22 protein-coding genes are annotated in these 20,737 nt (G+C 73.8%); 12 read left to right on the plus strand and 10 right to left on the minus strand.

The window, feature by feature from the left end; translation table 11 throughout:
- Positions 1-8 precede the first annotated feature (8 nt).
- Positions 9-1,379 carry an acyltransferase family protein gene (locus ACZ6S8_RS34715; protein ID WP_469461785.1) on the plus strand — a complete coding sequence of 457 codons (1,371 nt, stop codon included), beginning with the start codon at positions 9-11 and terminating at the stop codon, positions 1,377-1,379.
- A 247-nt stretch (positions 1,380-1,626) separates the two neighbouring features.
- Here ACZ6S8_RS34715 and ACZ6S8_RS34720 read toward each other — a convergent pair whose 3' ends face one another.
- From ACZ6S8_RS34720 to ACZ6S8_RS34730, 3 genes are all read right to left on the minus strand, one after another.
- Positions 1,627-1,875, minus strand: a complete 249-nt coding sequence (locus ACZ6S8_RS34720; RefSeq protein ID WP_469461787.1) for a helix-turn-helix domain-containing protein — start codon at positions 1,873-1,875, stop codon at positions 1,627-1,629.
- Positions 1,875-2,372, minus strand: coding sequence for a DUF2975 domain-containing protein (locus tag ACZ6S8_RS34725; RefSeq protein WP_469461789.1), 498 nt, complete (start codon positions 2,370-2,372; stop codon positions 1,875-1,877). The genes ACZ6S8_RS34720 and ACZ6S8_RS34725 overlap by 1 nt, the downstream gene beginning before the upstream one ends.
- An 85-nt stretch (positions 2,373-2,457) precedes the next feature.
- Complete coding sequence (locus ACZ6S8_RS34730) at positions 2,458-3,405, minus strand: hypothetical protein (protein ID WP_469461791.1); 948 nt, start codon at positions 3,403-3,405, stop codon at positions 2,458-2,460.
- A 455-nt stretch (positions 3,406-3,860) separates the two neighbouring features.
- Here ACZ6S8_RS34730 and ACZ6S8_RS34735 point away from each other — a divergent pair, with 455 nt between their 5' ends.
- The 3 genes from ACZ6S8_RS34735 (at position 3,861) to ACZ6S8_RS34745 (ending at position 5,654) form a co-directional block, all read left to right on the plus strand.
- Positions 3,861-4,193 carry a hypothetical protein gene (locus tag ACZ6S8_RS34735; protein WP_469461793.1) on the plus strand — a complete coding sequence of 111 codons (333 nt, stop codon included), beginning with the start codon at positions 3,861-3,863 and terminating at the stop codon, positions 4,191-4,193.
- 308 nt (positions 4,194-4,501) lie between these two features.
- A complete protein-coding gene (locus ACZ6S8_RS34740) occupies positions 4,502-4,891 on the plus strand; it encodes a hypothetical protein (protein ID WP_469461795.1) in 390 nt (129 codons plus the stop codon).
- A 106-nt stretch (positions 4,892-4,997) separates the two neighbouring features.
- Entirely contained in the window at positions 4,998-5,654 is a 657-nt protein-coding gene (locus tag ACZ6S8_RS34745; RefSeq protein ID WP_469461797.1) for a DedA family protein, read from the plus strand.
- 9 nt (positions 5,655-5,663) lie between these two features.
- Here the strand turns inward: ACZ6S8_RS34745 and ACZ6S8_RS34750 are convergent, their stop codons facing one another.
- The gene (locus ACZ6S8_RS34750; protein WP_469461799.1) at positions 5,664-6,308 is read right to left on the minus strand and encodes a dihydrofolate reductase family protein; all 645 of its coding nucleotides are present in this window, start codon (positions 6,306-6,308) and stop codon (positions 5,664-5,666) included.
- Positions 6,309-6,773: 465 nt separating this feature from the next.
- Here ACZ6S8_RS34750 and ACZ6S8_RS34755 point away from each other — a divergent pair, with 465 nt between their 5' ends.
- The 4 genes from ACZ6S8_RS34755 to ACZ6S8_RS34770 are packed head-to-tail and all read left to right on the plus strand — an operon-like array spanning position 6,774 to position 9,542.
- Positions 6,774-8,438, plus strand: coding sequence for a SpoIIE family protein phosphatase (locus ACZ6S8_RS34755; RefSeq protein ID WP_469461801.1), 1,665 nt, complete (start codon positions 6,774-6,776; stop codon positions 8,436-8,438).
- Complete coding sequence (locus ACZ6S8_RS34760) at positions 8,435-8,578, plus strand: hypothetical protein (RefSeq protein ID WP_469461803.1); 144 nt, start codon at positions 8,435-8,437, stop codon at positions 8,576-8,578. The genes ACZ6S8_RS34755 and ACZ6S8_RS34760 overlap by 4 nt, the downstream gene beginning before the upstream one ends.
- Entirely contained in the window at positions 8,575-9,006 is a 432-nt protein-coding gene (locus tag ACZ6S8_RS34765) for an STAS domain-containing protein (RefSeq protein WP_469461804.1), read from the plus strand. The genes ACZ6S8_RS34760 and ACZ6S8_RS34765 overlap by 4 nt, the downstream gene beginning before the upstream one ends.
- A gap of 41 nt (positions 9,007-9,047) precedes the next feature.
- Positions 9,048-9,542 (plus strand): MarR family winged helix-turn-helix transcriptional regulator, encoded by a 495-nt coding sequence (locus tag ACZ6S8_RS34770; RefSeq protein WP_469461806.1) that lies wholly within the window; start codon positions 9,048-9,050, stop codon positions 9,540-9,542.
- Positions 9,543-9,670: 128 nt separating this feature from the next.
- Here ACZ6S8_RS34770 and ACZ6S8_RS34775 read toward each other — a convergent pair whose 3' ends face one another.
- Entirely contained in the window at positions 9,671-9,844 is a 174-nt protein-coding gene (locus ACZ6S8_RS34775) for a CsbD family protein (RefSeq protein ID WP_469461807.1), read from the minus strand.
- Positions 9,845-9,991: 147 nt separating this feature from the next.
- Here ACZ6S8_RS34775 and ACZ6S8_RS34780 point away from each other — a divergent pair, with 147 nt between their 5' ends.
- On the plus strand, positions 9,992-10,183 hold the full coding sequence (locus ACZ6S8_RS34780; protein WP_469461809.1) for a hypothetical protein: 192 nt from the start codon (positions 9,992-9,994) through the stop codon (positions 10,181-10,183).
- 81 nt (positions 10,184-10,264) lie between these two features.
- On the opposite strand, the gene ACZ6S8_RS34785 is transcribed toward ACZ6S8_RS34780, so the two are convergent.
- On the minus strand, positions 10,265-10,495 hold the full coding sequence (locus ACZ6S8_RS34785) for a hypothetical protein (protein WP_469461810.1): 231 nt from the start codon (positions 10,493-10,495) through the stop codon (positions 10,265-10,267).
- A 343-nt stretch (positions 10,496-10,838) separates the two neighbouring features.
- Between ACZ6S8_RS34785 and ACZ6S8_RS34790 the strand changes: the two genes are divergently transcribed.
- Entirely contained in the window at positions 10,839-11,642 is an 804-nt protein-coding gene (locus tag ACZ6S8_RS34790; RefSeq protein WP_469461811.1) for a hypothetical protein, read from the plus strand.
- A 27-nt stretch (positions 11,643-11,669) separates the two neighbouring features.
- Here the strand turns inward: ACZ6S8_RS34790 and ACZ6S8_RS34795 are convergent, their stop codons facing one another.
- Together ACZ6S8_RS34795 and ACZ6S8_RS34800 are read right to left on the minus strand one after the other, a co-directional pair.
- Entirely contained in the window at positions 11,670-12,635 is a 966-nt protein-coding gene (locus tag ACZ6S8_RS34795) for a HAMP domain-containing sensor histidine kinase (RefSeq protein WP_469461836.1), read from the minus strand.
- A 167-nt stretch (positions 12,636-12,802) separates the two neighbouring features.
- A complete protein-coding gene (locus tag ACZ6S8_RS34800; protein WP_469461838.1) occupies positions 12,803-13,462 on the minus strand; it encodes a response regulator transcription factor in 660 nt (219 codons plus the stop codon).
- Between the two features lie 365 nt (positions 13,463-13,827).
- Here ACZ6S8_RS34800 and ACZ6S8_RS34805 point away from each other — a divergent pair, with 365 nt between their 5' ends.
- Positions 13,828-14,160, plus strand: a complete 333-nt coding sequence (locus ACZ6S8_RS34805; protein WP_469461812.1) for a DUF3040 domain-containing protein — start codon at positions 13,828-13,830, stop codon at positions 14,158-14,160.
- Between the two features lie 149 nt (positions 14,161-14,309).
- Positions 14,310-15,599: a cation:proton antiporter gene (locus ACZ6S8_RS34810; protein ID WP_469461815.1), complete on the plus strand. Its 1,290-nt coding sequence runs from the start codon at positions 14,310-14,312 to the stop codon at positions 15,597-15,599.
- Between the two features lie 90 nt (positions 15,600-15,689).
- On the opposite strand, the gene ACZ6S8_RS34815 is transcribed toward ACZ6S8_RS34810, so the two are convergent.
- Together ACZ6S8_RS34815 and ACZ6S8_RS34820 are read right to left on the minus strand one after the other, a co-directional pair.
- The gene (locus ACZ6S8_RS34815; protein WP_469461816.1) at positions 15,690-18,815 is read right to left on the minus strand and encodes a condensation domain-containing protein; all 3,126 of its coding nucleotides are present in this window, start codon (positions 18,813-18,815) and stop codon (positions 15,690-15,692) included.
- The gene (locus ACZ6S8_RS34820) at positions 18,805-20,736 is read right to left on the minus strand and encodes an amino acid adenylation domain-containing protein (RefSeq protein WP_469461818.1); all 1,932 of its coding nucleotides are present in this window, start codon (positions 20,734-20,736) and stop codon (positions 18,805-18,807) included. Before ACZ6S8_RS34820 ends, ACZ6S8_RS34815 begins: the two co-directional genes overlap by 11 nt.
- Position 20,737 lies beyond the last annotated feature (1 nt).

A 20,737-nucleotide genomic window follows, 5' to 3' on the forward strand; every position in this document is an offset into this window, starting at 1 on the left:
TCCTGCCCGTGAAGAAGCTCATTCCCCCACTCGCCCGGCGGACCCCCACCGCCGCCGTGGCCCCGTCCGCCGCCGCGCCCGGCGCCCGCCTCGGCTGGCTGGACGCGCTGCGCGGCATAGCCGCCCTGATCGTCGCGCTGCACCACTTCGACGTGTTGCGGATGCTGCCCTTCGGGGGCTTCGTGTGGCGGAACTTCGACATGGGCGTCTTCGGCGTCATGCTCTTCTTCATAGTCAGCGGCTACATCATCCCGGCCTCGCTGGAACGCCGCGGCGACGTCCGGGCCTTCTGGATCGGCCGGATCTTCCGCATCTACCCGGCCCTGATCGCCGGCCTGGCCGTCTCGATGCTCATCCTGCCCGCCGGCGACGGCTCGGTCGCGCTGCTGCGCACCGGCGACGACCTCTCCTCGCTCGTCGCGAACGGCCTGATGCTCCAGGACGTGCTCGGCGTCATCAACGGCATGAACGTCACCTGGACGCTCACGTACGAGATGGTCTTCTACTTCTTCGTGACCGCGCTGTTCACCCGCGGCCTGCACCGGCACAGCGGCGCGATCGCCGTGGGCTTCGCCGCCGTCGCCCTGGCGGTCGGCGCGGTCCTGGGCACCCACCTCCTGACCGACGGGATCGGCTCCACCCGTCTCCTGGTCCTCGTCGTCGCGGCGATCGTCCTCGTCGGCTTCGTGGGCGTGCTCAGCGGCAACCGCAAGCTGACCGCGACCGGCGCCGTGCTCCTCGGCGCGACCGGCCTGGTCCTGATCACCCTCAACAGCCGGGCCCCCAGCTTCGAAACCTGGATGATCTTCGCGACGATGTTCGCCGGCACCATCGTCTACCGGGTGCAGCACGGCCAGCTGGCCCGGACGCCCGGACTGTTCTGCCTCGGCTTCGTCGTCCTCGCGGGCGTCCTGGCCGGCTGGCTGTACAACCGGGGCGCCGTCGCCGATGCCACCTGGACCTCCGGCTGGAAGGCCTGGTCCGTCGCCTACCTGGGCGCCTGGGCCCTCTTCGGCCTCGGCTACCTGCTGCGCGCGCGGCGCTTCCCGAAGGTGCTGACCTGGCTCGGCGCCATCAGCTTCTCCGTGTACCTGCTGCACATCTCCCTCGTGCACACGGTCGGCCCGCTGGTGGGCGTCCCGCCGATGCCGTCCTCCACGCTCGGCAAGTTCGCCTGGGCGGGACTCTTCCTCGCCGTGCTCCTGATCGCGAGCCACCTCATGTACCGGCTGGTGGAGATGCCCATGCAGCGCGTCGGCCGCCGCGTGCAGAAGGCCGTCGACCGGCGCTGGCCGCGCACGGCCCCGGCCGAGCAGGCAGGGCGGGCGGAAGCCCCCGGCCGCGAGGAGCGCGAGCCCGCACCGGCAACGACGCGCTGACCGCGTCCGGTCCACACCCGCGGAACGGCGGCCCACCCGGGCCGCCGTTCTGCGTTCCCCGGCGTGCGGCGGGCCGGGGCTCTAGGCCGTCTCTTTCGGATCTTGTCGGCCGAGCCCGCGGCGTCTGGTGCCGTGTCTGGGCGTGCTGTCGGGGCGTTCGCGTACCGGGCCGTACGTGGTCGCCTCGGCAGTGCGGCCAGGCGCGGTGCCAGGCGTCGCGGGCCCGGCAAGATCCGAAAGAGACGGCCTAGTCCCCGTCCGGATTCGTGTCCGCGACCTCGTCGCCGTCTTCGTCGGGCACCCAGCGCAGGACGTCGCCGGGTTGGCAGTCGAGCGTGCGGCAGATCGCGTCGAGCGTGGTGAACCGGACCGCCTTCGCCCGGCCGTTCTTCAGTACCGCGATGTTGGCGGGGCTGATCCCGACGGCGGCGGCGAACTCGGCGACCGAGAGCTTGCGCCGGGCGAGCTGCACGTCGAGGTCGACGATGATCGCCATCAGACGACCTCGGCGAGTTCGCTCCGCATGCTGTTCGCCTTGCTCAGCAGGCCCCGCAGGATGACGAGGAGCATGACCAGGCAGGCCCCGACGGCGGTGGTCGCGGTCGCGGCGGCCCATGCGCCGATGAGGTCCATCCCGTCGTCGGGAGAGGGGATGTCGGCCAGCATCAGGTGGCAGGTGACCCCGAGGGCCAGCAGGGTCGCTGCGAGCGTGGCGCCGATGACGGTGTCGACCCACCGGAAGGCCGCCGCCGAGAAGATCGCATCGCGTTCGACCATGGCGAGCAGCTTCCACGCCGCGGCGAGGACGACCTGGACGCAGGCGACCCCGAACACGGCGACCACCGTGTAGGGCAGGGCGTACGGGGCGTACCCGGGAAAGGCGTCCACCTCGTCGGCCGCCGTGGTGGGGATGACGACGAACTGGCCGAAGAGTCCGAACAGGACGGCTGCGGCGATGCCCGCGCGAAGCACGGTGATGAAGAGGCGATGCATGGATCGATAATCGATCGATTCCGATCGATAGTCAATGGATCTCCGGCGATCGTTCCGGTGTCTCGCCGCAGACGCGCGCCCGGTTTCAACGCTGCTCCTGGGTGTTGCCGTTGGCGGCCAGCAGGGCGCCCATCTCCGCACGGGCCCGGCCGGTGTGGGGATTGTCCGGGTCGGCCGTGAGCCGGAGGTGGTCGACGAGGACCTGGACGCACTCGTCCCGGGTCGCGTAGGACGCCTCGGGGACCGGTTCGAGGTTCTTGGCGACCTCCGTCAGCGTTCCGTCGGCCGCGGTCGACACCGGGTGCCAGACGAGCCGCACCTCGGGGTGCAGCGCCATGACCACGCGCAACTGCGGAACCTCCTGCGCGATGAGGACGCTGTTGGGGTTGAACGAGCGGAGATAGATGTGGACGGGGCCGCGGGCCTGGTTCACGAAGGCCTTGGACAGGACGTTCCACATCGGCGTCTTGAGCATCCAGTCGCCGGTCAGGCTCAGCTTGTCGACCACGCCGCCGAAGGCCGTGGACTCCAGGGGGGTGTGGCCCTTGGCGCGGGCGTAGTCGCTGACCTGCCTGCCGCCCGACCAGAGCGCCAGGGTGTCCGTGCCGATCTGCAGGCCCTCGCCGATGAGCAACACCAGTTCCTGGTACCAGCTGTTCGACGCACGGTAGGTGCGCTGTTCCTGGCCGGCGGGGTACTTCACCTTGGCCTCGTCGTTGATCTGCCCCTGTTCTGCGATGCCGCCCAGGACGAGCTGCCAGGCCGCGTCCGTGACCTCGTCGGCGAAGCCCGCAGCGGCCATGTCCTTGCAGAACGTGCCCCACTCGCCGTGCCCGGTGGGATCGACGGCGTGCTGCCGGGCCTCCTCCCTGACCCCGGCTCCCTGGCGTTGCACCCAGCGGGTCACGGCCGCGTTGCCCGCCGTCCGCTGGAGGGCGGCGAGCGCGGCGGGGTGCGGCACCTGCCCGGCGACGTCCTCCGGGACCGCGGCCCGCGTCCGCTTCGCCGGCGCCGCCACGGTCGTCGGTGACACCGGGGCCTTCCTCGTCTCGTGCACGCCGGCCCGCCCTCCAGGTCGCCTTCGGCCCGCAGGGGCCCGATGCCCCGAGCGTAGGGGCCCCGGCACGACGTGCGGCAGGGCCGGAAGGGCAGCCGGGGGCCCTCACGGACCCGCGGTCCGGGCCCGGGCGCGGCTCCCGGGATGACCGAAAGGGCAACCGGAGGCGGCGAACCGGCGGGGCAGGCGGTTCGTACTGCTTTCCAGCCGGCTCCTCGCCCGTGCCTGTGTGTATTCAGGTCGTCCGGTCTTCGGATCATGCGGTCTTCGGGTCGTCCGCTCATCCGAATCGCTTCATCTCCGGCTGTTATAGTGCAGTCCTCCAGTGACCAAGCCTGGAGGGATCGACCGGTTCATTCGTCGGGGCGGCATCAATAACACTGGGGGCGTAGAGGATGCGCTGCGGGAGGGTTCTTTCCTTCTGTGCCACCGTGGCCGTATTCCTGGTGGCGTGCGCTCTCGCTCTCGGATTCCTCACGCCGACGCTGCAGTCGGCACACGCGTCTTCCGTGGTCCATTCCCAGTCGCATTCCCAATGGGACGACTCGGGGCTGAACCTTCCTGACGAATCCGACGACAGTGACGTGGCGCGCCGCCACCGCAGCCAGGACGCCACGGATAACGCCACCGCGCCGCCCACCCGAGAAGCGATCGGTTCCCCGTCGCTCGATTGCCACCGGCCGGCTCCGGGCACCGCGTGCCACGCATTCCACGGCTGCGCCGCGCCGCTCGACCCGTCCCTTGCGCAGGTCCTTCGCTGCTGAGCGGATCATCGGACATCCCTCCGGTTGATTCCAGGGCGTTCCACAGCCCTCACCCCGCTGCGCCGTCTCCTCCTTTTGGCAGGCCTTTCCCGTCGCAGCGGCGTTGCCCCAGTTCGAAGGCTCGTCGGCCCGAATTCCGCACATAGCCCCACGAGAACCACCCGTGGGCGGATGTGCCGTGGCCGCGTGACCACACCACCGCATCCGCACGACATTTCCGCTGCCCGTGTTCCCCGCGCACCCCGGCGCGCGGGGCCGGAGCCGGGCGGCCGTGTCCGCGGATCTCCATCCGGAAGAAGAGGACAGAAATGTCTCGTACGCGTCACACCACAGCCGGCGCCGCTGCCGTGCTGGCCCTGCTCACCGTCGGGCTCACCACAGGCTGCGGCGCGGTGGACAAGACGTTGGGCTGCGTGCGCACGGCGAACGCGATCGCGACGAGCGTGAACGACCTCCAGAAGGCCGTCGACAGCGCCGCCAACGACCCCGCCCAGGCGGAGAAGGCGCTGGCGGAGATCGACAAGAACCTGGCGGCGGTCGGTGACACGTCGAAGGACGCGGACGTGTCCAAGGCGGCGGACGACCTCAAGAAGGCGGTGGCCGACGTGACCGACGCGGTACGCGGCGGCAACCCGGCCCCCGACATCACCCCGGTGCAGACCGCCGCGGCGGACCTCGCCAAGGTCTGCTCTCCCTGACCGACCCGCGTACGGGCAGCCGGCCGTCGACGGCGGCCGGCTGCCCGCCGTTCTCGCTTTCGCCCTCGCCGTGGGGACCGAAGCCCACGGAACTCGGAGTAGACACATGGAGCACTTCACATTGACCGCGGAAACCACGGGCGGCATAGCGGGCTGGGCGACGGACCTCGTCGAAACCATGGGCGGCCCCGGAGCGGGGCTCGCCATCGCCCTGGAGAACCTCTTCCCCCCGCTGCCCAGCGAGGTCATTCTTCCGCTGACGGGATTCGCCGCGGGGAACGGGGTGATCAGCCTTTACTCCGCGCTCTTCTGGACCACCGCGGGCTCGGTGGTCGGCGCGTTCGTCCTCTACCAGATCGGCAACCTGTTCGGCCGGGAGCGCATGTACGCCCTGTGGGCCCGGCTCCCCCTGGTCAAGACATCCGACCTGGAGAAGACCGAAGCGTGGTTCGCCAAGCACGGTACGAAAGCCGTCTTCTTCGGCCGGATGATTCCCATCTTCCGGAGCCTCATCAGCGTGCCGGCCGGGCTGGAACGCATGCCCGTACCCCTGTTCCTCCTGCTCACCGCCCTGGGCAGTTCGATCTGGAACTTCCTCCTGATCATGGCCGGCTACTGGCTGGGCGATCAGTGGGAGACGGTCGAGCAGTACGTGGGGCTGTTCTCGAAGGCCGTGCTGGCCCTCGTCGTCGTGGCGCTGGCCGTCACGATCGGGCGGAAAATACGCGCCCGGCGGGCGGCCCGCAACCATGAGGATGCGTAGGACGGCCGGTCAGCCGTCGGTTCCGGCGCCGCGATCGGGTGCGCTCATGTCACCCGTGGCGGGAGTGCCGCCGGCGAGCCCGTAGCGCAGGTACACGGTCCCCTTCGGGCCGGCCGCCGGGGGCGCGAGGAGCGTGAGGTTGGCGGGCACCGCGCCCCCGTCGAACACCTTCTTGCCGACGCCGAGCACGATCGGGTGCAGCCAGAGGTCGAGGCGGTCGAAGAGCTTCTCGCGCAGGAGCGTCTGCACGAGGTTCAGGCTGCCGACGACCTTGATGTGCTCGTGCCGGTCACGGATCTCGCGCACCGCGCCGGCGAGGTCCGGGCCGAGCTGCGTGGATCCGGCCCACGAGAGGTCGGGCCGGCCACGGGAGGCCACGTACTTCGGGACGCGGTTGAAGAGCGTGGCGATCTCGTGGTCCTCGCCGCCCTCCTGGTGGGGCCAGTGCGCGGCGAAGATGTCGTACGTCCGCCGCCCGAGCAGCAGCGCGTCCGTGTCCTCGTACGCGGCGCCGACCTGCGCCCCGGCGACCTCGTCCAGCAGGGGCGCCTGCCAGCCGCCGAACGGGAAGCCCACCGGATCCTCGTCGGGGCCGCCGGGCGCCTGCCCGACGAGGTCGAGGGTCGCGAACAGCTCGATGTGGATGAGGCCCATGGCGTACTCCCTGTGCAGCGGTGGTCTCCGTCAAGGGGTAGACCTGCCAACGCCCGCGAACTCATCGGCACGGAGGGTCCCGACGTCACCCGGTCGGGCGGCACGAGCTCGCGCAGGCGGTGCAACGGCCGGTGCAACGGCCGGCCCTGTGGTGCCCTCCCCCGCCGCGGGGGCGGGCACCAGGAGGAGCGGGCGGCGTCGATCGGGCGCTTGCGGTGCGGCAGTTGGCCGGTCCCTAGGCGGACGGTGCGTTCCCGGGCCGGGCCGCACGGTGTGGCGACTGCTTTCGCGGTACGGGGTTCCCCGGCGGAAGAGGGGGTATCCGGCCGTCTCGGGCGGGCGACGGGCACGGCCGGGAGGCGTGCCCGGTTGCCAGGAGGACGCCCGATGGAGGATGGTTGCCGCGAGGCAAGCATTTTCTTCGAGTCGATGAGGTGAGGGGTTCGCGCAGCGGGCCCTCAACGTTTGGTGAATACCACCCAGGCATCCAGCGCTCCGTCCACGGTGCGCGCGCCGTGGAGTGAGTCCCCCTATCCCGTACTCGTGGCGGACGACCAGGGAGCCCTGGTGTTCGCCAACGAGGCGGCCGCTGCAGTCTTTCCCGAGGCCCGTGCGGGCTCGCCGTTGGCGGACGCGGTGCCCGCGTGGCTGTCCGCGGCTGACGCGCAGTGCCTGCGTACGCTTCCCGGGCCGCGGCGGGCTGCCGACCGGGAGGGCCGGACCGTGCAAGGGCCGGTGGGCGACCGGACGTACGAGGCGCACCCGACGGTGCGGGAGGACGGCACGGTCGCGTGGTGGCTGGTCGACGACACCGACCACCGGCTCGCCCGGGACGCGTTGCGGATGGAGCGCGAGCGCACCGCGTTCCTCACCCGGGCGTCCAACCTGCTGCTCTCCTCGCTGAACCTGGACCGGTGCATGGACGTCACGGCGCAGATGGCCGCCGAGCACCTCGCCGACGCGGCGCTGGTGGTGGCGCCTTCGCGGGGCCGTGAACTCCCGGTCGTCACCTGCCTGCGCGGTGGAACGCCCTCGAAGTCCCGGGTCGCCGCCGATCCGGAAGAGGTGCCGGGGCTGAGCGAAGCCCTCCAGGGGTTTCCCCCGGTTCCCTCCCGCTGGATCGATCCCGCCACCGCTCCGGCCTGGCTGATCCCCGAGGATTTCGGTCCGGTGGGGTCGATCGTCATCACCCCGCTGCCCGGGCACGGTGTGCCCGCGGGCGCCCTGGTCCTGCTGCGGGGTGCCGGGAGCGAGGTCTTCTCGGAGGGTGAGGAGGTCTTCGCGCGGCTGTTCGCCGCCCGTGCGGGGGCGGCCATGTCGGCCGCCCGTCTCTACGCCGAGCAGGCGTCCATCACCGACACCCTGATGCGGGAGCTGCTGCCCCCGGCGCTGCACCAGGTGTCGGGGGTGGAGTACGCGGGCGGCTACCGGCCCTCGCAGGACCACGAGCGGGTCGGCGGCGACTTCTACGACGTGCACCCCGCCTCCGTGGACGGCGAGGCCTCCCTCGTCGTGCTCGGCGACGTCTGCGGCAAGGGCCTCGAAGCGGCCGTGATGACGGGGAAGATCCGCAACACCCTGCACGCCCTGCTGCCCATGGCGGACGACCACCAGCGGATGCTGAGCCTGCTCAACACCTCGCTGCTGAACACGCACAACGCCCGCTTCGCCACCATCGTCCTCGCCTCCGCGGCCCGTGAGGGCAACACCGTGAAGCTGCGGCTGACCAGCGCCGGCCATCCCGCCCCGCTCGTCCTGCGCACCGACGGCAGCGTCGAGGAGGCGGCCACCCGCGGCACCCTGGTCGGCGCGCTCCCCGACATCGCCGCCGAGACGGCACTGGCGACGCTCGCACCCGGCGACACCTGCGTCCTGTACACGGACGGGATCACCGAGGCGCGCGGCGGCCCGATGGGCGGGGCCATGTTCGGCGAGGACCGGCTGCGCCGCGCCCTGTCGGAGTGCGCGGGCATGCCCGCCGAAGCGGTCGTCGAACGGGTGCAGATGCTGGCCGCCCAGTGGGTCGGCACCGGCAGCCACGACGACATGGCCGTCGTGGCGATCTCCGCCCCCCGCACCAACCACCTCAGTGCGGTGAACGGCCGCACCCGGGGCAGGTTCACTGCATGACCGCCCCGATCCTGCTGCCCTCCGTACCGGAGTTCCCCGGCCGCGAGCCGATGGACTTCCCCCGTGCCGACCGCATCCTGCGCGCCGGCGCCGCACGTCCGACCCGTACGCCTCTCACCTCCGCCGGGACCGCCCCATGACCATGCCGCTCTCCAGCCCGCTCCGGCTGACGCGCGTCACCACGAAGGACGCCGTGCGCATCGAACTGCACGGCGACTTCGACTACCAGTACGCCGCTGTCCTCCTGGACGCCGTCGTCGGCGTCCTCGCCGAGCCCGCGGGCCCGCGCGAGCTGTACCTGGACTGCACGGACCTGGAAGCGGTCGATTCCAGCGGGCTGTCGACGCTGCTGATGGCGAAGCGTCTGACCGACGCGGCCGGCGTGTGCTTCCGGCTCGGCGGCATGCCCGTGAACCTGGACCGGATGCTGACGGTCACCGGTACGCTGGACCACCTCACCGGACAGAGTGCGGGCGAGCGGTCCGAGTCCTCTGTGAGGGAGAGACAGACCGCCGCTTCGGAGGAACCCATACCGGCCCGCTCCAGCGGTCCGGAGACCATCACCTGACCGGCACGGCCGGGCGATCCGCTCGTGCGAAGGGGACACAGATGCCGCCGCCGGCTCCCGGGCCACACAGTGTCGACCGCGACGCGGCACGATCCGTCAGCGACATAGCCGAACTCCTCGACGTCATCTGGGAAAGCGCCCGCCAAGCCACCACCACGGCCCCGGTCTCCCCCGCGCAGCTCCGCCTCATGTACCTGGTCGACCGCCAGCCCGGCATCCGCATGCGCGCCCTCGCCGAGCTCCTCGGCGCGGCCGGCCCCTCCGTCACCCGGCTGTGCGACCGCCTCGAAGCCGCCGGGTTCCTGCGGCGCCACCCCTGCCCCGGCAGCGGCCGCGAACTCACCCTGCGGCTCACCCCCGCCGGAGAGACCCACCTGGCGCACGTCCGGGAGAAGCGCGCGCAGACGCTCGCCCGTGCCCTCGACGCGATGACCTCCGACGGCCGCCAGGCCCTGGCCACCGGACTCGCCGCCCTGCACCTCGGCATCACGGCGGTCTCCGCGTTCCCCACGCAGAAGACGAACCCGGCCGCCTGACCGGCCCGGAGCACCACGGTGCCCCCGGTGGGCGCACGCGGGCGTCCGCGCGGGGACTCGGCGCTGCGGCGGGACGCCGGAGGGGGCGGACCCGGCTCCGGGTCCGCCCCCTCCGCACCACCGCGCGGTCAGTCCTTGAAGACGTCCTTGACCTTCTCCTTGGCCTCGCGCGCATCGCCCTTGGCCTGCTCGGCGCGGCCTTCGGCGGTCAGGCTCTCGTTCCCCACGAGGCGGCCGGCGGCCTCCTTGACCTTGCCCTTGGCCTGCTCACCCTTGGCCTGAGCCTTCTCGTCACCGGACATGGTCATCACTCCAAGCGGTAGAAAACTCTTACGCCAGGGCGTGTGCCCCCTCCTCGCGACCTAAACATCACCCACCGTGTTTAGTCGCCCGCGTTCCGGTAACACCAAGTAGCTACAGGCAGTCAGCACCCGACGGAAGGCAGGAACATGAACCTCGTGACCGTACTCATCCTCGTCGCGGTCCTCGCAGCCATCGCCCTCCTGGCCCTGGCCCCGAGTGCGCCCGCACGCCGCAACCCCTCCCCCGGCCGCAGGCGTCCGGCCGCCCACCGCCGCACCGCCGCGCCCCGGCTGAGCCACATCCCCCGGCAGCAGGGAACCCAGCACCACGCCCGTTGACCCCGCGCGCCGGGCGCTGACCGGCGGTCCCCGGGGCGGGCCGGGAGGGCCCGGGGCGGCCGAGTGCCGTGCCCGGGGCCCTCACAGGGGTCCGGTCGCCTCGATGTTGTCGAGCGCGGTGGGCAGTTCGGTACCTCCTCCCACGGGGCGGATGTACGCCCGCCGGGTCCAGCACGATCCCCGGTGGGTGGGGACCTCCTCGCGGACCACCGCGACCAGTTCGCCCTCGGTGCCGGAGGCGATGTCACGGACCAGGCTCCCCAGCAGCGGATGGTTCTCGTGGCCGAAGCCCAGAGCGGTGCCGTGGTTCACCCCGCGGCTCCTTCCACGGCCCCTCCGCGGGGGGCGCCTCCGCAGCGCCGCGCAGGCAGCGCGGGGCGGTGGGATCTCGTGGCGTAGGGGGGCATGCGCATCGTGTCCTCGCTCGCGTGGTGGACCACCGGGTCGTCCGTACTTCGGTGCCGGGGACGCTTTGGATCCCAACGGGCCGGATCGCACAGAATTTCCACCGTTCCCCGCGGCATCGGCACGGAGCGACCTGGTGATGACCCGGTCTGGCCGTTCGGCCGATCCGCGCACCGGGCGGGGCGGGGTGTCCTGGAGGTGTTCCCGGGGCAGCCCGCCCCTCCCACCCCGTGTAGAGGTCGCCACCGCCATGTCCGTTCGCCGCCGTCGTCTCGCCGTCACCTCCCTCCTCGCCGCCGCCGTCCTCGGGGCCGGCGCGGCCGCTCCCGCCATGGCGGACACCCCCGCTCCCGCCCCGACCTCCCCGGCCGTCTCCCCCGTCCCGGCCACGGGGGCGGACACCGCGCCGGACGGGGCCGGGCAGGCCACCACGGACCCCGCTTCCGACCCGAGCCCGCAGCCGGACGACTGGACGCAGCAGGAGATCCGCGAGCAGGCCGACGTCGCCGCGAAGGAGAGGGCCGACCGGGAAGCCGCCGCATGGACGCAGCAGGAGATCCGGGAACAGGCCGACGTCGCCGCGAAGGAGAAGGCCGACCGGCAGGCCGCGCAGTGGGCCCGCGAAGAGGTCCGCGAGCAGGCGCAGGTCGCGGCCCGGGAGAAGGCGGACCAGGCCCTGCGCGACGCGGTCCGTGCCGCCGTCGCGCAGCGCGGTGCCTCCCAGCCCGGCCGGGCCCGGGTGGCGCTCACCTCCGCCGACCGCGTCCGGGTCGAGTTCCTCCACCCCGACGGCAGCAGCACCGCGGTCGTGGCCGGCCAGGGCTTCGCGCAGATCACCCCGCGGACGCTCCACCACCGGGCGCAGCCCGAGGGGATCATCGTCCGCGACGTGCGCACCCGCGCCGTGCTGGCCCGGGGCGCCGCCCTGTTCCAGCCCGCGTCCGACGGCCACCTGCAGATCGCCCCCGCCGCTTCGCCGCTCCCCGCCGGACTGGGCGTGAACCGGGTGCCCGGCACCAACCTCACCGTCCTGACCTGGAACGATCCCGCCTGATCCGGGACGCCCCGGGGGTGTCCCGGGTCAGCGTGGGGCCCTCGTGGTGTCGGCCGTGGCGCCCGTGATGTCGAGGCGGACCTGGGTGCCGCCGTGCGGGCCGGGCCCGACGAGGAGTTCGGCTCCGATCAGCAGGGCACGTTCGCGCATCCCCTGGATGCCCGCGCCCTCGGGCGCGTTCCCGATGCCGTGTCCGTTGTCGCGGACCAGCAGCGTGACGGCGCCGCGGGGCAGCGGCCTGAGGTGGACCTCCACACGGGTGGCGCCCGAGTGCCGTGCGGCGTTGGTCAGGCCCTCCTGCGCGACGCGGTAGAGGACGAGTTCGGCGGCCGGGTCCAGGTGGGGCAGGCCGGGGGTGATGTGGACGTCGGCGCCCAGGCGGGGAGCGGTGAACTCGGCGACCAGGGAGCGCAGCGCGCTGTGCAGGCCCAGTTCCTCCAGGACTCCGGGGCGCAGGCGGCGGGCGATGCGGCGGATCTCGTCCAGTCCGGCGCGGGTGGTCTCCTGGGCCTGGTGCAGGTCGCTGCGGACCGGCTCGTGGGCGCGGTCGGCGGCGTGCTTGAGCTGGAGGAGTACGGCGGTGAGGGTCTGTCCGACCTCGTCGTGGAGCTCCTGGGCGATGCGCTTGCGTTCGCCCTCCAGCGCGGTGAGCACCCGGCCGCTGCTGGTGGCCCGCTCGGCTTCGAGCCGGTCGAGCATGGCGTTGAAGGTCCGGGTGAGTGCGGCGATCTCCCCGTCTCCTGTGACGGGCGGGCGGGCGCCGGGTTTGAGGAGGTCGGCGGCGGCCATGGCCCGGTTCAGGCGGGCGAGCGGGGCCAGGCCGACCCGGAGCAGGACCCCGTTGACGACGAGCATCACGGCCAGTCCGCCGATCAGGACGAGCGCCTCTCCGAACAGGACCGGGGTGGAGACGGTGACGGGTCCGAAGAACAGGGCCACCGCGGCGACCAGGACGCCGGCGTTGAGAAGGAAGATCCGCCAGTACAACGACACGGCCACTCGCCCTTCCAGCTGGTCCCCCGCATCGCAGCGCCCGCCCGGCGGCCCCGCGTCCAGGTGCTGTGACCTGCGACGGAGCCTGCTTACCCGTTCCATCCTCGCCCGGGTCGAAGACTGCTGTCCATCCGTGGCGGCACCCATGTACGGTCCCGGGCCGCTCGTCACGGCTCGATGAGTCCGGCCCGGATGGCGTAGCGGGTCAGTTCGAGGCGGTCCTTGAGGCCGAGTTTGTGCAGGAGGTTGGCGCGGTGGCGTTCGACGGTCTTGGCGCTGATCACGAGGAGGTCGGCGATCTCCTTCGAGGTGTGACCCTCGGCGACGAGCTTGAGGATCTCCTCCTCGCGGTCGGTGATGGTCCGGGCGGGAGAGCCGGCACCGGCGGCCGTGTGGACGAGGTAGTTGCGGATGAGCGCGTTGATGGCGCCGGGGTAGAGGAAGGGTTCGTCGCGCATGGCCGACCGGCAGGCTTCGACGAGGTCGCGGTCGGCGACGGACTTGAGGACGTAGCCGGCGGCGCCGGCTTTGAGCGACTCGAAGAAGTACTGCTCGTTGTCGTACATGGTCAGCATGAGGATGCGCAGGCCCGGCTGGAGGCGCGCGAGCTCGCGGGCGGCTTGCAGGCCGGTGAGGCGGGGCATGGCGATGTCGAGGATGGCCAGGTCGGGGAGTTCGGCGCGGGCCCTGTCGACGGCCTCGGCCCCGTCGCCCGCTTCGGCGACGACGGTCAGGTCGGGTTCGTTGTCGAGGATGAGCCGGACGCCGCGGCGGACCAGGGCGTGGTCGTCGGCGAGCAGGATGCGGGTCGTTGCGGGCACGGTCAGCGGCCTCCGTTCGGGACGGCGAACCGCGGGGGCTCGGGCCGGCGGAGGGCGGCGGCCGCCGGTTCCGCGGCGCCGGTCGGCGGGACCTGCCGGATCGGGGTCATGACCGCGCGGCCTCCTCGGTAGGGGGTGGGCGCCGGGGCTCCCGGCCGTCGCCGGTGTGCCGTACGCCCAGCCTGGGGGCTCGCGCACGGGCGTGTCCATCGGGGCCGACACCCATTCCCCTTCCGTTCGCGCCACCGCGCCTACAGGTTCGCCACCCCCGGATGTGGGTGCCCGTGCCGATGGTGGCGCCGCCCCGCCGCATGTGACCGTGGCAACGACGCCCTGACCGCCCACCGCCCCCACCCCCGGCAGGAGGCACCATGGCAGCGCCCGACGACACACCGCTGCGCGACCTCGCGGCGGCGACGGAACACGGCGACCCGGACGTCGCCCGCGCGCTGAGCGCGGGAGGCCCCCGCCGGCCCCCGGAGTACCGGCGCGGACGCGCCTGGGCCCTGCTGGCCGTCGCGCTGGTGGCCCTGGTGGCGGGCTTCCTCCTGCCGCAGGGACTGCTCCTCGCGGCGGGCCTGGTGGTGGCCGGGGCGGCCACCGGTCAGCTCGCCTCGGCCGAACACGGCACGCGACGGCGCGACCGCGCACACGGACGCGGAGAGGGACACGGAGAGGGACCCGTTCGCCGGTTCGGGCGCTGACGGGCCGTCGCCCCGCCGCCGCGCCGCCGCGAGAACGGGTCACGGCCGCACGCCACACGAGTCCGAACGGACCTCGTACGAAGGAGGACCCATCCGCCCGCTCCAGGGGAGACGACCCGCCCGTCGCACGCCGATGAGAGTGGTGATCCATGGGACACGCTGACACCTTGCTCGCCATGGGCGGGGCCTTCCTGGCAGCCGCGTTCCTCGCCCGCCTCGGCCGGCGCATCGGTCTGCCGACCATCCCGCTGTTCATGCTCGCCGGGATCCTGCTCGGCCCGCACACCCCGGGACCGGTCCTCGTCGAGGACCCCCACGACTTCGAGATGCTCTCCGCCCTCGGCCTGGTCCTGCTGCTGTTCTACCTGGGGCTGGAGTTCCACGTCGGCGACCTCAGGAGCGGAGGCAGGCGCCTGCTGACCGCCGGCGGCGTCTACCTCGCGCTGAACGTCGGAGCCGGTCTCGGATTCGGTTTCGCCCTGGGCTGGGGCGCCCGGGAGGCCTTGGTGCTGGCCGGCGTCATGGGCATCTCCTCATCCGCGATCGTCACCAAGATCCTCATCGATCTGGGCCGCATCTCGCACCCCCGGACACGGCTGATCCTGGGCGTCATCGTGGTCGAGGACATCTTCCTGGCCCTGTACCTGGCCGCGCTCCAGCCCGTCATCAGCGGCGCCGTGGGCATCGCCGAGGCGGCGCTGCAGGCGTCGAAGGCGTTCGCGTTCCTGCTGGCGCTGGCCGCCGCGGCCCGCTACGGATCCCGGCTGACGGCGCGTCTGATCGCGGTGCGCGAGGACGAACTGCTGGTGATCAGCTTCCTCGGGGCCGCCGTCCTCGTCGCCGGCGTGTCCGAGCTCCTGGGGGTCGCCGATGCCATCGGCGCGTTCATGGTCGGTCTGATCCTCGCGGGCACCCCCTCCGGCCCGCGGATACGCGAGCTGGTGCACCCGCTGCGCGACGCCTTCGCGGCCATCTTCTTCTTCGCGTTCGGGCTGTCCATCGACCCCGGGGACATCGCGTCCGTCGCCGCGCTGGTGGCGGCGGCCGCGGGCCTGACGATCGTGATGAACGTCGTCGCGGGACTGCTCGTCGCCCGCCTGTACCGCTACGGCCCCGAGCCCGCCGCCGACATCGCGACCACCCTGCTGGCGCGGGGGGAGTTCGCCCTCATCCTGGCCTCCATGGCCGCCGGCGCCGGACTCGACGGCCGCCTCACCCCGTTCGTCGCCGGCTACGTCCTGGTCCTCGCCGTCCTCGGGCCCGTCGTCGCCGGGCGCGCCCATCTGCTCGCCCGTGCCCTGGAGTCCGTACGCCCCTTCCTCTCCGGCAGCGGCCGGACCGCCACCGCACCCCAGCCCCCGCAGGATCCGGCCGGCGGCGCCCCCGGCCCGTCCGCGCTGTCGGCCCCGTCCCCCCGCCCCGTCGACGCCGAGCAGTAGCCGCGCCGCGGGCGGGGGCCCACGGGTCGGCCGCACGGGCCGGGGGCGCGCCGGGGACCTCCTGCCGGAGGGCCCCGGCGCGGCCGGTGGTCAGCCGTGGTCGGGCGCCATGCCGGCGATCATCTCGGCCAGCACGGTCCGCCGGTCCTCCCCCGGCCGCGCCCGGAGCGGACGGGCCAGGCGGGCGCTGTCGTAGCGCCAGCGGTGATCGAGGTCCCCGGGGGGCCCGCCGGCCGGGCGGACGTCCGCGCGGGTGCCGAGCAGGTCCGTGAGGTCGTGCGCCAGGTCGGGCCAGGAGACGTGGCCGCCGCACGCGTTGGCGACTCCGTGCACGGGTCGGTCCAGGCACTCGGCCACCGCACGGGCGAGGGCCGCCGCGTGCACCCAGGCGGCTCCGTACCAGGCGTGCCCGCCGGTACCGGGACGCGGCAGTTCGATCGGCGCACCCTGGCGGGCGGACTGGTAGAGCGTGCCGATGGCGCCCCAGCGCAGCTGTTCGCGCAGCCGGTCGTGCGCGCCCCAGACGATCGGTGAGCGCACGGCGCTCGCGCCCCCGCGCCCCCCGGTGCCCGCGGCGCGCAGCAGCATGGCCTCGCAGTCGAGCTTGGCCATGCCGTACGGGCTGACGGGCTCGTGGGGCGGCGCCTCCTCGGCGACGCGGTCCGTGGCGGGGTGCCCGTACGCGTCGACGCTGCTGACGAAGACGAACGGTCCCCGCCGCCAGGCGTCGACCATCGCCTCCATCGCGGCCAGGTCCACGTCGTGCCGGGTGAAGGTGCAGGCGGCGTGGACCACCGCGTCCGCCTGCGCGACGGCGTCCCGCAGCCCGGCCAGGTCGGTGAGGTCGCCCTCGACGACGTCGACGCCCTCGGTCGCGATCAGGTGCGCGGACTCGGGCCGGGCCAGCGCCAGCACCGGGCGGCCCCGCGCGGCCAGTTCGCGTACGACGAACGCGCCCACGCCGCCCGTCGCACCGGTGACCAGAACCGTCCCCGGGCGGACGTCCCGGGAGCGGGGGGCCGGCCTGCTCGCGGCCTTCGCGGCGCTCTGCCGGGCCGCCCGTTCGTCGAGGAGCGCGGTCAGCGCCCGCGGGGTACGGGCCTGGAGCACGTCGAGGCCCGTGAGCGGCAGTCCGAGCTCCGTGCGCAGCCGTTCGGCGAGCTGCACGGCCTTCAGGGAGTGGCCGCCGAGGGCGAAGAAGTCGTCGTCGGGCGAGGGGACGGGGCCGAGGACGGCGGTGAAGCCCGCCGTGACCGCTTCGGCCCGCGGGCCGGACGGGGCGCCCGGCGCGGACGGGCCGGGCAGCCGTGCGGGGTCGAGCGGCCCGGTCGCCGTGCGCGGCAGCGCGTCGAGCAGCGTGACCGTGGCGGGCACGGCCTCGGGCGCGAGCGACCGGCGCAGCAGGGCCAGCAGTTCGTGACCGGACGGGCCGACGCTGTCGCGCAGGACGGCGTACGCCACGGGCGGCCCCTGCACGGGCCGCACCACCGTGGCGTCGGCGACCCGCGGGTGGGCGCGCAGGGCCTCCGCGGCCGGGTGGCGGTCGCCGCCCGGGGCTGCCGGGTCCGTGGCCGCCGGGTCCGTGGCGGCGGGGTCGGGCGCGCAGTCCGGTGCGGAGCCGGGCGCGGAGTCCGGGCCGGGGGCGTCGTGGTCCGGGCCGGGTGCGGGCAGCTCGGCCAGGGCGAGTTCCGGGTCGGCCGCCACCGCGTGCAGCAGGGCCGCGTAGTCCCGTACGGCCGCTTCCGCCACGGTGTCGTCCACCGTGTTCGCGTCGTACTGGACGAGCGCCCGGGGCTGTGCGGCGTCGTCGCCCAGCCCCAGGCCGTAGGACAGGGCGAACTTCGCGCCGTCGGAAGGGACGTCGACGTACTCGGCCGACGTGCCCGGCAGCCGCAGCACCGTCGGGTCGCCGAGGACGTCGGAGGTGACGCGGACCAGCGCGGTGCCGTCGGCGCCGCGTGCCCCGGCGCCCAGGCGTTCGAGGACCAGGTCGAAGGGGATGTGCCGGTGGCGCTGGGCTTCGAGGAGCGCGGCGCTCACGCGGCGCAGCAGGCCGGCGAAGGACGGGCCGCCGGAGACGTCGACCCGGACGGGCAGGGTGTTGACGCACAGGCCGACCAGGCCGCGCATGGCCGTGCCGCTGCGGTGGGTGCCCGCCACGCCGATGACGAGGTCCTCGTCGCCGGTGAGGCGGTGCAGTGCGGCGAACGCGGCGGTGAGCGACACCGCGAAGAGCGTGGCCCCCCGCTGGGCGCCCAGTGCCCGCAGGGCGTCCGGAACTCCGGGGGCGAGGGGTACGGTCCGCACGGCCGCGGGCCGCGCGGAAGCGTGCGGCGCGGACTGCGCCGGGCGGGGCAGGCGCGGCGGGGCCGCGTCGGCCAGCAGCTCGCTCCAGCGGTTCAGGTCCGCCTCGAACCCGGGCAGGCCGTCGTGCTCGCGGCGCGCGTGGTCGGCGTACTGCGGCGGCGTGTCCAGGGTGCGCCGGCCCGCCGCGCCGGTGGCCGCCGCGTAGAGGACGGCGAGTTCGCCGGCCACGGTCTCCAGCGAGCCGCCGTCCACGGCGATGTGGTGGAACGTCAGCAGCACGGTGTGGTCCTGCGGACCGTGGCGCAGGACGAGCGCCCGTACGGCGTCCCCGGCCGTGAGGTCGAACGGCCGGGCCGTCTCGCGCCGCAGCAGCTCCGCGGCGTGCGCCACGTCGGTGTCGACGACGTGTACGGGGACCGTCCGCGGCGTCGGGAGCACCTCCTGGCGGGGCTCTCCCCCGCGCTCCGCGTAGCGGGTGCGCAGGATCGTGTGCCGGGCCACCAGCGAGGTGAGGGCGGTGGCGAACGCGGCCACGTCGAACGGGCCGCGCAGCCGGGTGGCGAACGGTACGTGGTACGAGTCGCCCGCGCCGCCGAGCCGCTCCATCAGCCACATGCGGTGCTGGGCGCGGGACAGGGGGACGCTGCCGTCCTGCGGGGCGGCGGTCCCGGGGGCGGTGGTACCGGATGGGTCGGTACCGGATGCATCGGTGCCGGATGCGGTGGCACCCGGCTCGCCGGTACCGGGGGCGGTGGCGCCCTGAGGGGCGCGCCCGTCCCGGCCGGCGCCCGTGTCGGCGGCGGGGTCCGCGGTCGCGCGCCGGGCGCTTCCGGCGCGGGCGCGGCGCAGCAGTTCCCGCTGGAGCTGCCCGCGGCGGTCGTGGGCGGCGGAGTCGGCGTCAGTGGACATCGCTGTGCTCCGGAGTCTCGGGGTGGAGGTCGCCGTGGGCGGCCAGGAGGGCGCGTTCGACCAGCGCGGCCTGCGCGGCGACGGTGGGGGCGGCGAAGAAGTCGGCGAGGGAGAGTTCCACGCCCAGTTCCTCGCGCAGGTCGTCGGTGACGGCGAGGGCGAGGAGGGAGTGGCCGCCGAGGACGAGGAACTCGGCGTCGGCGCGGGTGACCTCGCTGCCCAGGGACTGGCTCCACACCTCGGCCACGGCCTGCTCCAGGGGTGTCATCGCCGCCGCCGGCCCCTCGCCCGGCCGGTTCCCGGCCGCGTGTGCGCGTCCGGTGAGGGCGCGTCGGTCGACCTTGCCGGCCGGGGTGAGCGGAAGCCGCTCCAGCACGGTGACCGCGTCGGGCACCAGGTGGGCGGGCAGGACGGCGGTGAGCCGCTCGCGCAGCGCCGCGCCGGAGGGCACGGGGCCGGGCGCGGCGACGACGAACGCGACGAGGCACGCCTCGGGGGTGCCGGCGCCGTCCACGGTGACCGCGGCGTCGTCCACCTCCGGCTGCTCGCGCAGCGCGTGTTCGACCTCGGCGGGTTCGATGCGGAAGCCGCGGACCTTCACCTGGTCGTCGTTGCGGCCGTGGAACCGGAGGATGCCGTCGGGCCGGCGGGAGACCACGTCGCCCGTACGGTAGAGCCGGCCGGCGGCGGGGTCCTCGACGAACCGCTCGGCGGTGAGTGCGGGCAGGCCCGTGTACCCGTGGGCGAGCCTGCTGCCGCCGATCCACAGTTCGCCGCGGACGCCCGCGTCCACGGGGCGGCCGTCGGCGTCCAGGACGTGCGCCGTGGCCCCGGCGATGGGCCGGCCGATCGGTATCGGCGCCTCGCAGTCCTGCGCGGTGACCCGGTGGGCGGTGGCGAAGGTGGTCGTCTCGGTGGGCCCGTAGCCGTTGACGAGTTCCAGCCAGGGGAAGGCGGTGAGCACCTCGCGGGCCTGTGCGGCGGCCATCGCCTCGCCGCCCACGACGACCGAGCGGAGCTGGGCGAAGACGCGGGAGCGGCGTGCGGCGAGCTGGTGGAAGAGGGCCGTGGTGAAGAACGCGACCGTCACGCCGTACCGCTCGACGTGCCGGGCCAGGTCCTCCAGGGAGGGCCGCTGTTCGGTGCAGACGACGACCGCGGCGCCGTTGGCGAGCGCGACCCAGACTTCGAACGTCGAGGCGTCGAAGGTCATGGGCGAGTGGAACAGCACGCGGTCGCGGCCGGTGACACTGACGTAGTCGGGAGCGGCGACCAGTTCGGCAACGGCCCGGTGGGGCACCACGACGCCCTTGGGGCGGCCGGTGGAGCCGGAGGTGAACATGATGAACGCCGGGCCGTCCGGGTGGGATTCGTCCACCGGCCGACCGGTCGTGAGCGGCTCCTCGGGCAGGGCGAGGACGGGGCCGGGGAACGTTGCCGCGTCCAGGAGCTTCGCGTCGCCGACGGTGAGCGTCACCTCGGCGTCGGCGATCATCGCCTCGGTTCGCGGCCGGGGCTGCGCGGGATCGAGCGGCACGCAGGCGGCTCCGGCCAGCCACAGCCCGAGCTGCGCCACGACCGTACGGGAGGACCGGGCCGTCAGCAGGGCCACCCGGTCGCCGCGGACCACACCGTGCTCGCGCAGCCGGGCCGCGAGGGCGCGGCCGGCCTGGAGGAGGCCGGCGTAGGTGAGGGTGGTGTCGCCGTCCACGACGGCGAGGGCGTTGGGGGTCAGTGCGGCGTGCCGCGCGACGAGCGCCGGCAGGGTGGCCGCGCGTTCGGCGTGCGGTACGGGCACGGTGGCGGGGGTGCCGGGCGCCCGCTCGGGGGCACCGTTCGCCGGGGCGACGGGGTGCGGGACGGCCGGGTCGACGGGCTGCGGGATCGTGGCGCCGGCGGACTGCCGGGTGGTGGTCGTCATG

The sequence above is a fragment of the Streptomyces sp. NPDC048461 genome, assembly GCF_055587105.1.